Source organism: Rhodococcus sp. 05-2256-B1 (assembly GCF_002258465.1).
GTDB lineage: Bacteria > Actinomycetota > Actinomycetes > Mycobacteriales > Mycobacteriaceae > Rhodococcoides > Rhodococcoides fascians.
Window position 1 is genome coordinate 20,846 of the sequence record NZ_NOZA01000034.1, and the last position, 13,354, is coordinate 34,199.

Consider the following 13,354-nt stretch of genomic DNA (forward strand, 5'->3'; position numbering starts at 1 on the left):
GCAGGAATCTTAGCGGGTACGGGTGTCTCGGGGGAACGAGGGCGCTCACGACCCTCGAGCAGATGCTCTGGTGAGGACAATCACCGCCCGGCGACTCGAAAACCGGTCGCCTCGGGGAAGAGAATGAACACGACGAACGTTGTGCCGTCCGGTCGGGCTGTACTGAATCGATCCACCAGGTCGTCGATTTACCAGGTCGTCGATCCACCAGCCCCTGGCCCGCTCTGTAATCCGATTGCTTACGAAGGTTGTTCTGCTGTGACTGTCACCGATTCCGCTCTCGCCAGAAACGTCAGCGCCGTGCGCGGCAAGGTGTCGAGTGGCTTGAGTGTCGGCCATCGACCGCACTCGACCCGCCGCAGGCTCGCCATGCTGGCCCTGTCCATCGGCGGCTTCGGTATCGGCACCACCGAATTCGCGTCGATGGGTCTGCTCCCGGACATCGCGACGACGATGGGAATCTCGGAGCCGTCGGCCGGTCACATGATCTCTGCCTACGCACTCGGCGTCGTCGTCGGTGCGCCGACAATTGCTGCTCTTGCGGCGCGTGTTCCTCGGCGCATGTTGTTGCTGGCGCTGATGGTGGCGTTCACGCTCGGCAATCTCGGGACGGTCTTCGCGCCGAGTTTCAACGAGTTGGTGGCCTCCCGGTTCGTGGCCGGTCTGCCGCACGGCGCGTATTTCGGCGTTGCCGCACTGGTGGCTGCGCACCTCGCTGAGCCGGGCAAACGAGCCAAAGCCGTCGCGATGGTGATGATGGGTCTGTCGGTGGCGAACGTCGTCGGTGTACCGGTGGCGACCTGGATCGGCCAGGCCCTCGGGTGGCGAAGCGCATTCGCGCTCGTCGCCGTGATCGGGTTGCTCACAGTCAGTGCGCTGGTCCTGTGGATGCCGCGACTCGACGCCATGCCGACCACCAGCCCGATCACCGAGCTCGGTGCCCTCCGCCGTGGCCAGGTCTGGATGACCCTGTTCGTCGGCATCGTCGGATTCGGCGGCATGTTCGCGGTGTACACGTACATCGCGTCGACCCTGACCGACGTCGCAGGCCTTGCCCGTGCACTGGTTCCGGTGGCATTGATGATCTACGGCCTCGGCATGGTTGCCGGCAACTACGCGGGCGGTTGGTTGGCCGACAAGTACAAGCTCAAGGGCACCTTCATCGGGCTGGCCGCGACCGCAGTGTCCCTGGCCGTCTTCGTCGTCGCGGCTCACAACCCGGTGACCGCGCTGCTTCTGGTGTTCTTGATCGGTGCGTCCGGCTCGTCCGTCGTCCCCGGACTTCAGACCCGTCTGATGGACGTGGCGGAGGACGCGCAGACTCTCGCCGCGTCACTCAACCACGCGGCGTTCAACCTGGCCAATGCCATCGGAGCCGCGGTGGGCGGTGCGGTGATCGCCGCAGGTCTCGGCTACACGGCACCGGCCGCCGTCGGCTCGGGACTCGCTGTTGCCGGCCTGGGCGTTCTGTCCGTCGCCATGTGGATGGAGAAGCGCTCGGCGGCATGAGAGTCAGGACGTGATGGTGGTGGCGGTTCCGCCGAGCGCCTCGGACATTGCCGGAGCCACCTTGTCGATCACGTACGGCAGGCTCAGCACACTCGTGAAGTAGATCGCCCCCGCCGTCACCCCATCGGTGAAGACGAGGTTGCCGTCCTTCACCGGCTGCAGAGCGTTGTACACCGGTTCCTTCTCCAACTGGCCGCGATCGCCCGGGTTCTCCGTTCCCCAGATCAGCACATCTGCAGTGTCGAGGACCGACAGGTTCTCCAGCGGGATGCTCGCCTGCGCACTGCCGTCGGCCGGCACGAACGCGTCGATGTCGTCGGGGATCACAAAACCGAGCTTCGTCAGGAAGTCGGTGCTCAAACCGTCCTGGTACGCGATGGCCTTGCCCTCGTAGAACGCGTTCTGCAGGAAGATCGCCTTCTTGCCTGCGAATTCGGGGTGAGCCGCCGCGGCATCGCCGAACTTCTGATTCACACCGTCGATGAGTCCGTCCACTTCGGCTTTCTTGCCCATTGCCCGGCCGATCTTCTCCGCCTGTACGTCCCAGGGCTCGAAGTAGGCGGTCGACGCGTCGGACTGGGCGAGCGTGGGTGCGATGTTGCTCAGAGTCCGGTAGCTGTCCGCGGTGAGACCGGCGTTGGTGGCGATGATCAGATCGGGCTCGAGGGCGGCGATCTTCTCGGTCTCGAAGCCGTCGCCGTTGTTGGTCAGCACCTCGGGCTGGGCATCTCCCAGCGCGTCCCGAGCCCAGGGCCAGGTCGCGTACGGCTGGTCGCCGTACCACTCCGTCACTCCGACGGGGATTACGCCGAGGGCCAACACCGTGTCCTGTTCGGTGTATCCCGCCACCACGATGCGGGTGGGTTCCTCGGGAACGACGGTCTCGCCGAACGCATGCTCGACCGAGACGGGGAAGACGCCGGAGGCGGACGTTCCGGTTGTGGGGGAGTCGGCACCGTCGGATGCGCCGTCGGAGTTCGAGCAGGCGCTCAGTAGTCCCGCCGTGGTCAGCGCGATCGCGCACACCGCCGAAGTTCTCCGAAGTGGTCGGATACGCATCGAATGGGCCTTTCGTCAGGGCGGGTATCGAAAGGAAGGGTAGCCCACCCTTAGTCAGACATTCACGTCAACCTTCACCGAACCTCCACATTTCCCGACGAAGTCCTCCATGTCCGACCTCTAGGGTCAATTCTCATGAGCCGCACAGTTCTCGTAGTCGACGACGAACCCACGATCTCCGACGCCGTGGCCGCTCGACTGCGAGGCGAAGGGTACGACGTGGTCACCGCCGCAGACGGCCCGTCCGCGGTGGAGGTGTGTGGCCGGATCGACCCCGACGTGGTGGTGCTGGATCTGATGCTTCCCGGTTTCGACGGACTCGAAGTATGTCGACGCATCCAGGCGTCCCGGCCGGTACCGGTACTGATGTTGACGGCCAAGTCCGACGAGACCGACATGCTCGTCGGGCTGGGCGTCGGTGCGGACGACTATCTGGGCAAGCCGTTCAGCATGCGCGAACTGGTTGCACGTGTGCATGCTCTCATCCGGCGTGCCGAACGCGTCGTCACTCCCGAGCAGTACACCACTCGAATCGGCGACGTGCACATCGATCACCGGGAGCGACGCGTCTCCACCGACGCGGGCGACATCCACGTCACCAGAACCGAATTCGACATCCTGGCATATCTGGCCGCTCGGCCTCGCACGGCGGTGTCCAGGGAGACCCTGCTGTCGGAACTGTGGGGCTGGGACGATTCGGCCAGCAGTCGTACCGTCGACAGTCACGTGAAAGCGTTGCGGCGCAAGCTCGGTGGCGACCTGATTCGTACTGTCCACGGCGTCGGTTATGCAGTGGAGGCACCACGATGAGGCCGATGCTGCCGCGTCCGCTCGATCCCTTGCGGTCGTTCAAACTCAAGGTCTCGCTCGTGGTGGGCATCGTGCTCGTGCTGGCGAGTGTCGTCTTCTGGATCGGGGCCGGCTGGCAGTTTCGCTACACACTTCTCGCCGCATTGATCGTGTCCTTGGCCGCAACACAATTCGTCGCGCACGGCATGACGTCGCCCCTGCGAGAGATGACCTCGGCAGCCAAAGCGATGGCGCGAGGCGACTATTCGACCCGGGTGCGTGCCACGTCCCGCGACGAGGTGGGCGAGCTCGCCACCGCATTCAACACCATGGCGAGCGACTTGGAAGCCGCCGAGAAGTACCGCCGCGAGCTGATCGGAAACGTCTCCCACGAATTGAAGACTCCGATCGCTGCCTTGCGGGCAGTGCTCGAGAACATGGTCGACGGGGTGACCGAACCCGACCCGGCTACGTTGTCGGTGGCTCTCGGCCAGACCGAGAGACTGGGAAACCTGGTGACCGAACTGCTCGATCTGTCGAGGGTCGAGGGCGGAGTGCTGAGCATCGCCCCGACGGAATTCCCGGTGCGCCCCTTCCTCGAGGAGGCGACCGGCGTTCACCGAGAACGAGTATCGATCGTCGTCTCACCCGGTGCCGGGACGGTCGTCGCCGATCGCGCTCGAATGACGCAGGTGATCACCAATCTCGTCGACAACGCCGTACGGCATTCGCCGCAGTCGGGCACGGTGAGTATCCGGGCGCATCGAACCGGGGACCGGTTCGCGTTCGATGTTCGCGACGAGGGTCCCGGCATCGCACCGGCCGACCGTCACGCGGTGTTCGACCGGTTCACACGCGGCGGATCCACCGACGGCGGAACAGGTCTCGGACTCGGAATCGCGCGGTGGGCCACCGAACTGCACGGCGGGACCATCGACGTTCTCGACAGTGAATCGGGCTGCCACATCCGAGTGGCCATCCCCGGGCGCTGACGACCCACCTTCTCTCACACACCCACTCACCTCGACTGCTCGTCCCTGGACCGCAGCCGCGGTTCGGCATGCCTCGAACACAGAAATGGATGACAGCCATGACCACGATCGGAATACCCATGCACCCCAGAACGCGGCCTCGTCGATCGCTGTGGAGCCCTCGAACCTGGCCGGTGCTGCGACACTCTAAGGCACCCCGCGCGGCACTTGTCGGAGCGCTCGCTGCCGGCCTCGTCAGTGCAGTGGTATTGGGCTACAACAACTTCGGCGTACCCATCACTGCCGCAAGCATCATGGCTGTCGTCGTAGCGGTACGACGCGCGTCGTTGTCGCCGTGGGAGTGGGTGGGTGTGGCGGGGGTCCTCGCCTTGTCCAGCGTCGCGGCGCTACGAGAGGCGGAGTGGATCGTCGCTCTGTCCGTTGCCCTTGCTGTCGTCGTCGGGTCGGTGGTTCTCTCGCGGGCCTGGACTTGGACGGGCATCGCTCTCGGCGCCGTGCTGCCGCTGCTGCTGCCCTTGCGGGTCGTGCGGTGGACGCTACGAGGGGCGGGAACCATCGATCTCGACGGGCCCAAGCCGATCCGAATCGGCGTGGTCGCCGCCGTCACCGTCGCGCTCTGTGTGGTGTTCGCCGCGCTGTTCGGGGCGGCGGATCGACGTTTCGCGGATGCTCTGGGCTCGGTCACTCCGCAGTTCGATCTCGGATCGATTTTCGGGCGAGTGGTCGTATTCGTACTGACGGCCGCAGGTGCGCTCGCCGCCGCATACGTGGCCGTGCATCCGCCGCGCTTCGACCGCCTGGCGGCAACACCGCGTCGCACACTTCGGTTGTGGGAGTGGGCAATACCGCTCGGCGCTGTCGTCGGCCTGTTCGGCGTGTTCGTCGCCTTTCAGATTCCGAGCTTGTTCGGCGGCCAGGGACACGTTCTGAGCACCGAAGGTTTGACCAACGCCGAGTACGCACGGCAGGGATTCTGGCAGTTGCTGACGGTGACGGTATTGACCTTGCTCGTCATCGCGGTCACCGTGACCAAGGCCGAACGAACGGACCTACGCGACCGACTTGCATTGCGGGTTCTGCTCGGCGCGCTGTGCGCACTGTCGGTGGTGATCGTGGCGTCGGCGTTGCATCGAATGTCGTTGTACGAGGAGCAGTACGGCTACACCACCCTGCGGCTGTTCGTCACCGCCGTCGAATGGTGGTTGGGTTCGGTGTTCGTATTGCTGCTCGTCGCGGGCGTACGTATGTCGGGTCGCTGGCTTCCGCGAGCAGTCGGTGTGGGAGCAGTGCTGACCGTTCTCGCCCTCGCGGCCGTGAACCCGGACGCATACATCGCGCGGCAGAACGTCGAACGGTTCGAGGAGACGGGGCGGATCGACGTGTTCTACCTCGGCGGGTTGTCGGCGGACGCAGATTCCGAACTCGATCGCCTGCCCGAACGTGTGCGTAAGTGTGTTCAGGCCCGAGGCCCGGTCTCCTGGGGAGACAGCTGGTACCAGTGCACAGACCCGACGGTATCTGTACCCTGAGCAACGACTCGACGATCGGTGACGTAAGGACGGAGGTGCACGATGGGCTATCAGAACCTCGTCGTCACGTCGGTGCTGCTCTTCACGCTGCTGCTGACTACTCCGGCCGGACCGGCCGATCTCGCGCTGATCATCGTCGCTGCTCTGGCGGCGGCGGTGTTCTACGCGCATCGTGCCGGGGCGCTGAGCCTTCTGTACCGTCCGTCGAACGTCGGACCGAATGCGGAGGAGCGCCACCTTCGTGGCTCGTTCCGACGTCAACATCGCCCCGACGCACCCGGTCGCCCGCAGCCGCGAGCACCCGGTCTCCTGGTGGGAGCGCTGTAGTTCGACAGCTCTCCCACACCTCACGTGCCCCTGGTCCACGAGGTTCATCGGGAGAATCACTATGTTGTCCATCGACAACGCCACCCGCCGTCTCGATTCGACGGCTGCATTCGACGTAATTTCCAGGCGTGCGGTGTCGCCGTGGCGAGCCGCAGTGGTCACCCTCGTCGGAGTGACGGCAGTTCTGCTGGTCGTCTTCGCCGTCGTCGATGCCCAGCCCGCGGCCCAGATAGCGATGTTCGGTGCGCTGGTGGCTGCGGCACTGCTGGTGACGGGTGCATCGGCCGACATCCTCGTCGTGGTGCCGCCCGCGTCCACAACCGCCGGATCCGACGGCGGCAGACTCCGTGGGGCCTACCGCAGACAAGAGCAACCCGACGCGCCAGGTCGCCCTATGCCGAGAGCACCCGGATCGGTTCACGGACCGGATCGGTGGCTCCAGTTCCGCTGAGTCACTGCGAGATCCGGTCGAGACGTCATCCGACCGATTTCTCTCTCAGTGAGGCACTCCATCATGCTCGATTTCGTCTATTACCCCGTCTCCGCGGTGCTGTGGTTCTGGCACCGGGTCTTCGGTTTCGTGCTCGGCCCCGACAACGGCGTCGCCTGGGCCTTGGCCGTCGTATTTTTGGTCTTCACGCTACGAACGCTGTTGATCAAGCCGTTCGTGGGTCAGATTCGTTCACAGCTCGCCATGAAGAAACTCCAACCCAGGCTCGAGGAGGTACGGAAGAAGTACTCCGGTGACCGGGCTCGACAGGCCACGGAAATCCGCACAGTGCAAAAGGAACACGGTGTGAACCCACTGATGGGTTGCCTCCCGCTGCTCGCGCAAGCACCGGTGTTCATCGGTCTGCTGCACGTGTTGCGCTCGTTCAACCGGACGGGAACCGGGTTCGGGCATCTCGGTATGTCGGCGCAGGAGAATGCGAGTACAGCCAACTACGTGTTCGGTGCGGGCGATGTGCAGTCGTTTCTCGACGCGCGGCTGTTCGGCGCACCGATCTCCGCTGCCGTCAGTAGCTCTCGAGATGTTCTCGAAGCGTTCGGTCCGTTCGGTGGGGTGCCGTCGGTCTGGAGCATCGCGGTCGTCGCGGTGCCGTTGATGATCGTTGCCGCGGTGGCTACCCACCTGAACTCCCGGGCATCGATCGCGCGTCAGGATGCGGCCGCCGCGGCGAACCCGCAGACCGCGATCATGAACAAACTCGCGCTGTGGGTCTTTCCGGCCGGGGTGCTGATCGGTGGCCCGGTGCTGCCCGTTGCGGTGCTGCTCTATTGGGTGAGCAACAACATCTGGACCTACGCCCAGCAGCACATCGTCTACCGACGGATCGACCGGGAGCCGGTCGCGGTGCCGAAGGTGGCATCGGTGGTGACGGCTCCGAAGCCAGGAGCCAAACCGAAGAGAAGGTGAGCCTGCGGAGGCCACCTGCCGGTTGTCGGTGGCCTCCGCTACGGTCGTCGGCGTGCCGATCACTATTTCCACTGTCAACGTCAACGGGATCCGCGCGGCTGTTCGCAAGGGCATGCTTCCGTGGCTCGAGGCCACCGATGCCGACGTCATCTGTCTTCAGGAGACGCGCGCCAACGACGGCGAGCTGACCACAGCACTGGCCCCGGCCCTCGATGCGGGATGGCATCTGGCGTCGGCGGAACCGTCGGCGAAGGGACGCAACGGTGTGGCCCTGCTGTCGAGGGCAGCGCCGGAGGCGATCAGAACCGGCATCGGAGTCGCGGAATTCGCCGACGCGGGTCGCTACATCGAAGGAGACTACGGTGACGTCACCGTGGCGAGCCTGTACCTGCCGTCGGGCGAGGTGGGGACCGACCGACAGGACGAGAAGGAACGCTTCATGGCTGCGTTCGCGAAGTATCTCGCCAAGACCGCCAAGGCAACGACGTCCGCCGAGCGCGACGTCGTGGTCTGCGGCGACTGGAATATCGCCCATACCGAAGCGGATCTGAAGTCGTGGAAGACCAACCGCAAGAAGTCGGGATTCCTGCCCGAAGAACGTGAGTGGGTATCGCGATTGCTCGCCGAGAAGTCACCGTGGACCGACGTCGTGCGTGAGCTGCACCCCGGCGTCGAGGGGCCGTACAGCTGGTGGTCCTACCGCGGCAAGGCGTTCGACAACGACGCCGGGTGGCGCATCGACTACCAACTCGCCACCAGTGATCTGGCCGAGCGTGCGAAAGAAGCCGTCACCGAGAGAGCGGAGGCGTACGACCAGCGGTGGTCCGATCACGCGCCGGTGACGGTGCGCTACCGCTAGGAGCGGAGCCTGCGGAGTGACCGGTGTGGTGAGGAGCGGAGCCTGCGGAGTGACCGGGTTGCTAGGAGCGGAGCCTGCGGAGTGACTGGTGTGGCAAGGCAACGGGTACGGGTCGGGGACGGCGTGAAAAGATTGCCGCATGTCTTCTCCTGACTCGATCGACACGTCGCAGGGTCCGCGTCGTCGGGTGCTCTCGGGCATCCAACCGACGGCGGATTCGTTCCATCTCGGTAACTACCTGGGTGCTGTGCGGAACTGGGTGGAGTTGCAGGAGGAGTTCGATGCGTTCTACTTCGTTCCCGATCTCCATGCGATCACGGTTCCGCAGGACCCGAAGGAATTGCGCCGGCGCACCCGGATAGCGGCCGCACAACTGTTGGCGGTGGGTATCGATCCCGAGAAGTCGACGTTGTTCGTGCAGAGCCAGGTTCCCGAGCATGCGCAGTTGGCGTGGGTTCTCAACTGCATCACCGGGTTCGGCGAAGCCGGCCGGATGACGCAGTTCAAGGACAAGTCCGCCAAGCAGGGTCGCGATCACACCAGCGTCGGGTTGTTCACCTATCCCATTCTGCAGGCCGCGGACATCCTGCTGTACCGGCCGAATCTCGTTCCGGTGGGCGAGGATCAGCGTCAGCATCTGGAGTTGACTCGCGATCTGGCGCAGAGGTTCAACTCGCGGTTCAAGAAGACCTTCGTGGTTCCCGATGCACACATCATCAAGGGCACGGCCAAGATCTTCGACCTGCAGGATCCGACGGCGAAGATGAGCAAGTCGTCGTCGAATCCGGCGGGCATCGTCAACATCCTGGACGATCCGAAGGTGTCCGCGAAGAAGATTCGTTCGGCAGTGACGGACAACGAACGCGATATCGTCTTCGATCCGGAGAACAAGGCAGGCGTCAGCAATCTTCTGGTGATTCAGTCCGCTCTGTCCGGGAAGAGCATCGATGATCTGGTCGCCGGTTACGCAGGCAAGGGCTACGGCGATCTCAAGTCCGACACTGCCGACGTGCTGACCGAGTTCGTGGTTCCGCTGCGCGAACGAATGGACGGATTCATGTCCGACGTAGCCGAATTGGATCGCCTCCTCGCTGTCGGTGCGGATCGAGCCAGGGAGGTCGCGAGCAGAACGCTGGCTCAGGTGTACGACAGGGTGGGGTTCCTTCCTCCCGGCGCATAGCCCTGTCAGTACACGATATTCGCGCTACACGACATTTCGAGGACACGGCCCGAACAGCCGCCGACGACAGCGAAAAGGTGAGTGCCATGCCCGATTTCAAGGCCATGCTCGACGATCGGCGTGCTCGGTGGCCGTGGCTGGATCACACTGTTGTTGCCGCCCAGCGGTATCAGGGGCAGAAGGGCGATTACTACGCCGCGGGGATGACGTATTTCAGTGTGCTGGCGTTGTTTCCGCTGCTGATGGTTGCATTCGCCGTTGCCGGGTTCGTACTGGTGAATCAGCCCGAATGGCTTGCCGAGATTCAGTCGCAGATCGCGGAGAATGTCCCGGGCAGCTTCGGTGAGACGATCAGCTCGCTGATCGATACCGCAATCGAGTCCCGTACCGGTGTCGGTGTCATCGGCCTGCTCGGCGCGCTGTACGCGGGGCTCGGATGGGTGGCCAATCTGCGTGAGGCCCTGACCGCGATGTGGGAAAGCCAGCACGAGGCGGGCGGATTCCTTGCGACCAAGGCCAAGGACCTCGCGGCTCTGCTCGGCCTGGGAGCAGCACTGGTGCTATCTCTCGGGCTGTCCGCGTTGGCCGGGGGCGGCGTCATGCGTGGCATTCTCGAATGGTTGAACCTCGATTCCGTTCCCGGCGTCGGAGTGGCGCTGCGGGTCTTCTCGATACTGCTCGCGCTTGCCGGAACCTGGGCGCTGTTCACCTGGGTGATCTCACGTCTGCCGCGCGAACCGGTGTCGTGGCGCAGTGCGGCCAAAGGTGCACTGTTGGCCGCAGTCGGTTTCGAGATCTTCAAGCAACTCGGCGCGATCTACCTCGCGTCCGTCACGAGCGGGCCCGCCGGAGTCGTGTTCGGTCCCATCATCGGTCTGTTGGTGTTCGTGTTCACGACGTCGCGGTTGGTGCTGTTCTCGACTGCGTTCGCAGCCACCACTCGGGAGAGCCTTGCTGACGCTCATGTGCCGGCACCGGACCCCGCGGTGATCAACACCCGGGTCGAGGTGAGCGACGGCCCGGGTGTCAAGGGTGGTCTGGCCTTGGTGGGCGCGGGCGCTCTGGCCGCTCTGGGTATCGCTGGACTTCGCAATCGGCGACGCTGATCCGAGGCAACCTACTTGCGAATGTGAGAGGCGGCGGGGGAGTTCAGGGGCGGCGAGACAGTGTGCGTGCGCCCCACAGCAAACCGGCCACGACCAGTGCACCGATGACCCCGATTGCGATGCGCACGACCGTGTCGCCCTGCGCCTGCAGATCGGATTGTCGGGTACCCGATTCGGCACTCGACGCCGACGCAGGGGGTCGAGCAAGGGTCGGCACCGCGCCGGTCGCACGTGTACTCGTCACCGGCGACGTGGAATCCGGTTCGACCAGATCGCCGACGCTGCTGCTCGTATCCAGGGCGAACCCGTAGTCGAGCAGCCGAGCGGCCTGTTCCCACGGCCGGATCGGTAGCACGTCACCCTTCATGAGCGTCACGACCAGACGGCGACCGTTGCGTTCGGCACCCGCCACGAAGGTCTGCCGGGCATCGTCGGTGTAGCCGGTCTTGCCGCCGAGAGCGCCCGGATAGTTGTAGAGCAGCTGGTTGTCGTTGGACAGCGTGAAACCGGGGCGGTCCTGGTCGTCGGGGATCGTGGGATCCTTCGGATAGCCGGGAAATTGCACGTTCTCGGTCGAAATCAGTTGCGCGAAGGTCGAATTGCGCATGGCCTCCCGGTAGAACAGTGCCAGGTCGTAGGCCGAGCTGGCCATGCCGGGCCCGTCCAGGCCGGAGGGAGTCGCGGTCCGTGTGTCGAGCGCGCCCAACTCTGCTGCCTTGGCATTCATCTTCTCGACGGTCGCGGTGTCACCTCCCAGCTGAGCCGACAAGGCATGCGCGGCATCGTTTCCCGACGCCATGACCAGGCCCTGCAACAGTTGCAGATTGGTGTAGACACCGTTCTTGCCGATGCCGACGGCGCTGCCTTCCGCGTCGGCGTCCTCGGCCGTTGCGGTGATCTGTTTGCCGAGGTCCAGCTCGTCCAGAGCGACGAGGGCGAGCAGTATTTTGATCGTGCTCGCCGGTCGGTGCCGACCGTGTGGATCCTTGGCGGCCACGACCGATCCGGAATCGAGATCTGCCACCACGAACCCGGTTGCCGAGATGTCCGCGGGCAGTGGGGGCGCGCCGTCCGGCACGATCGCGCCGCACTCGGCCAGTCGGGATCCGCCCACCGGGTCCGCCGGGATCGGAACCGGTTGTGGCGCAGCGCTACCCGGAGCCGGAACTTCCGAGGAATCGATCGCCGGGGGCGGAGAGGCCGCGAACGGGCACGCGTCGGTGTTCGGCGTCGTGAACGGTGGCGTCGTCGATGCGACGGGTGGCTCGACTGCCGGCTGCGCCGATGCCGGGCCGCTGCCGACGCCGGCGAGAGCGAGAGCTGTCGCCCACACGGCTACGAACTTTCGAGTCCTTTTCATCGCGAATTACCATAGGCGCTGCAAAGGTCACCGAGGCCGCGACCCACCGGGGAGCGGGCCGGTTCGAAGGCCCTGCCAAACTACGTCCATCGTCTGTGATCGGCATTACGTTGTACAGACAGTGATCCGCCGAGCTGTACTACCGACAGCTCGGTCGCCCGAGAGGAACCCGGATGACATTTCGACAGGCGGCCCGTACCGGCTCGCTCCGCTCGGTTCGACGCCGCGCCGGTGGGGCGGGTGTCGCACTCGGGTTGGTGATGGTGCTGACGCTGACGGCCTGTTCGAGCACCGGTGGGGCTCCACGATCCACCGACAACGGCAGCAATGCGGGAGTGGCGAACACGCCTGCGGCGACGGTAGCGATGATCACGCACGAGGTACCGGGCGACACGTTCTGGGATCTCATCCGAAAGGGAGCCGAGGCCGCAGCCGCCAAGGACAACATCGAGCTCCGCTACTCGGCCGATCCGGAGGCACCCAATCAAGCCAATCTCGTTCAGAGCGCGATCGACTCGAAGGTGGACGGCATCGCTCTGACACTGGCCAAGCCCGAGGCCATGGCTCCGGCTGTCGAGGCGGCAACCGCAGCGGGCATCCCGGTCGTCGCCTTCAATTCCGGCTACGACGCGTGGAGCGCAATGGGGGTGCAGCAGTACTTCGGTCAGGACGAAACCATCGCGGGTAGGGCTGCCGGGGCGCGGCTCACCGAAGACGGTGCGCGAAAGACCTTGTGCATCATCCAGGAGCAGGGTGCAGTAGCGCTCGAAGCGCGCTGCGCAGGAGTTCGACAGGGCTTCACCGGGGGCAGCACCGAAATTCTGAACGTCAACAGCAAGGACATGCCGTCGGTCGAGGCGACGATCACCGCGAAGCTCCAGCAGGACCCGAGCATCGATCACGTGGTAGCGCTCGCAGCCCCGATCGCACTGACCGCGGTGCAATCGAAGACCAATGCCGGTAGCGACGCCACCGTCGTCACGTTCGACACCAACGCGGCCCTCGTCGACGCGATCGAGTCAGGTGACGTCGCCTGGGCCATCGATCAGCAGCCCTATCTGCAGGGTTATCTCGCCATCGACTCCCTGTGGCTCTACCTCAACAACGGCAACACCATCGGCGGCGGCACCCCGGTGCTCACCGGCCCGGCCTTCGTCGACTCGACCAACATCGAGGCCATCGCCGAGTACGCCCGCAACGGAACTCGCTGAGCGTCGTCCGGACGCG

At 64.8% G+C, this 13,354-nt stretch carries 13 protein-coding genes; 11 read left to right on the top strand and 2 right to left on the bottom strand.

Annotated features, from left to right (window positions below; all coding sequences use genetic code 11):
* Nucleotides 1-369 precede the first annotated feature (369 nt).
* Nucleotides 370-1,509 carry an MFS transporter gene (locus tag CH285_RS23410; RefSeq protein ID WP_032367243.1) on the top strand — a complete coding sequence of 380 codons (1,140 nt, stop codon included), beginning with the start codon at nucleotides 370-372 and terminating at the stop codon, nucleotides 1,507-1,509.
* 3 nt (nucleotides 1,510-1,512) lie between these two features.
* On the opposite strand, the gene CH285_RS23415 is transcribed toward CH285_RS23410, so the two are convergent.
* A complete protein-coding gene (locus tag CH285_RS23415; RefSeq protein WP_032371023.1) occupies nucleotides 1,513-2,568 on the bottom strand; it encodes an ABC transporter substrate-binding protein in 1,056 nt (351 codons plus the stop codon).
* Nucleotides 2,569-2,703: 135 nt separating this feature from the next.
* On the opposite strand from CH285_RS23415, the gene CH285_RS23420 reads away from it, so the two are divergent.
* The 9 genes from CH285_RS23420 (at nucleotide 2,704) to yhjD (ending at nucleotide 10,767) form a co-directional block, all read left to right on the top strand.
* Nucleotides 2,704-3,378 (top strand): response regulator transcription factor, encoded by a 675-nt coding sequence (locus CH285_RS23420; protein ID WP_032371022.1) that lies wholly within the window; start codon nucleotides 2,704-2,706, stop codon nucleotides 3,376-3,378.
* On the top strand, nucleotides 3,375-4,349 hold the full coding sequence (locus CH285_RS23425; protein ID WP_032371021.1) for a HAMP domain-containing sensor histidine kinase: 975 nt from the start codon (nucleotides 3,375-3,377) through the stop codon (nucleotides 4,347-4,349). Before CH285_RS23420 ends, CH285_RS23425 begins: the two co-directional genes overlap by 4 nt.
* Before the next feature lie 173 nt (nucleotides 4,350-4,522).
* Nucleotides 4,523-5,878 (top strand): DUF4153 domain-containing protein, encoded by a 1,356-nt coding sequence (locus CH285_RS23430; RefSeq protein WP_255032434.1) that lies wholly within the window; start codon nucleotides 4,523-4,525, stop codon nucleotides 5,876-5,878.
* 42 nt (nucleotides 5,879-5,920) lie between these two features.
* Nucleotides 5,921-6,205: a DUF6412 domain-containing protein gene (locus CH285_RS23435; protein WP_032371020.1), complete on the top strand. Its 285-nt coding sequence runs from the start codon at nucleotides 5,921-5,923 to the stop codon at nucleotides 6,203-6,205.
* A 61-nt stretch (nucleotides 6,206-6,266) separates the two neighbouring features.
* Nucleotides 6,267-6,656, top strand: a complete 390-nt coding sequence (locus CH285_RS23440) for a DUF6412 domain-containing protein (protein ID WP_052053778.1) — start codon at nucleotides 6,267-6,269, stop codon at nucleotides 6,654-6,656.
* 63 nt (nucleotides 6,657-6,719) lie between these two features.
* Complete coding sequence (gene yidC, locus CH285_RS23445) at nucleotides 6,720-7,622, top strand: membrane protein insertase YidC (protein WP_094642952.1); 903 nt, start codon at nucleotides 6,720-6,722, stop codon at nucleotides 7,620-7,622.
* A 52-nt stretch (nucleotides 7,623-7,674) separates the two neighbouring features.
* Entirely contained in the window at nucleotides 7,675-8,481 is an 807-nt protein-coding gene (locus CH285_RS23450; protein ID WP_027496409.1) for an exodeoxyribonuclease III, read from the top strand.
* A gap of 139 nt (nucleotides 8,482-8,620) precedes the next feature.
* Nucleotides 8,621-9,661 (top strand): tryptophan--tRNA ligase, encoded by a 1,041-nt coding sequence (gene trpS, locus CH285_RS23455; protein ID WP_032383967.1) that lies wholly within the window; start codon nucleotides 8,621-8,623, stop codon nucleotides 9,659-9,661.
* Between the two features lie 86 nt (nucleotides 9,662-9,747).
* Nucleotides 9,748-10,767, top strand: coding sequence for an inner membrane protein YhjD (gene yhjD / locus CH285_RS23460; protein ID WP_032383966.1), 1,020 nt, complete (start codon nucleotides 9,748-9,750; stop codon nucleotides 10,765-10,767).
* Nucleotides 10,768-10,810: 43 nt separating this feature from the next.
* Here yhjD and CH285_RS23465 read toward each other — a convergent pair whose 3' ends face one another.
* Nucleotides 10,811-12,127, bottom strand: a complete 1,317-nt coding sequence (locus CH285_RS23465; protein WP_094642954.1) for a D-alanyl-D-alanine carboxypeptidase family protein — start codon at nucleotides 12,125-12,127, stop codon at nucleotides 10,811-10,813.
* A gap of 260 nt (nucleotides 12,128-12,387) precedes the next feature.
* On the opposite strand from CH285_RS23465, the gene CH285_RS23470 reads away from it, so the two are divergent.
* On the top strand, nucleotides 12,388-13,338 hold the full coding sequence (locus CH285_RS23470; RefSeq protein WP_032367238.1) for a substrate-binding domain-containing protein: 951 nt from the start codon (nucleotides 12,388-12,390) through the stop codon (nucleotides 13,336-13,338).
* Nucleotides 13,339-13,354: the final 16 nt, after the last annotated feature.

Coding starts and splice junctions, on each gene's coding strand:
- CH285_RS23410 (WP_032367243.1), top strand. CDS start 370: ATGCTGGCCCTGTCCATCGGCGGCTTCGGTATCGGCACCACCGAATTC.
- CH285_RS23435 (WP_032371020.1), top strand. CDS start 5,921: ATGGGCTATCAGAACCTCGTCGTCACGTCGGTGCTGCTCTTCACGCTG.
- CH285_RS23415 (WP_032371023.1), bottom strand. CDS start 2,568: ATGCGTATCCGACCACTTCGGAGAACTTCGGCGGTGTGCGCGATCGCG.
- CH285_RS23470 (WP_032367238.1), top strand. CDS start 12,388: ATGGTGCTGACGCTGACGGCCTGTTCGAGCACCGGTGGGGCTCCACGA.
- yidC (WP_094642952.1), top strand. CDS start 6,720: ATGCTCGATTTCGTCTATTACCCCGTCTCCGCGGTGCTGTGGTTCTGG.
- CH285_RS23465 (WP_094642954.1), bottom strand. CDS start 12,127: ATGAAAAGGACTCGAAAGTTCGTAGCCGTGTGGGCGACAGCTCTCGCT.
- CH285_RS23440 (WP_052053778.1), top strand. CDS start 6,267: ATGTTGTCCATCGACAACGCCACCCGCCGTCTCGATTCGACGGCTGCA.
- trpS (WP_032383967.1), top strand. CDS start 8,621: ATGTCTTCTCCTGACTCGATCGACACGTCGCAGGGTCCGCGTCGTCGG.
- CH285_RS23420 (WP_032371022.1), top strand. CDS start 2,704: ATGAGCCGCACAGTTCTCGTAGTCGACGACGAACCCACGATCTCCGAC.
- yhjD (WP_032383966.1), top strand. CDS start 9,748: ATGCCCGATTTCAAGGCCATGCTCGACGATCGGCGTGCTCGGTGGCCG.
- CH285_RS23425 (WP_032371021.1), top strand. CDS start 3,375: ATGAGGCCGATGCTGCCGCGTCCGCTCGATCCCTTGCGGTCGTTCAAA.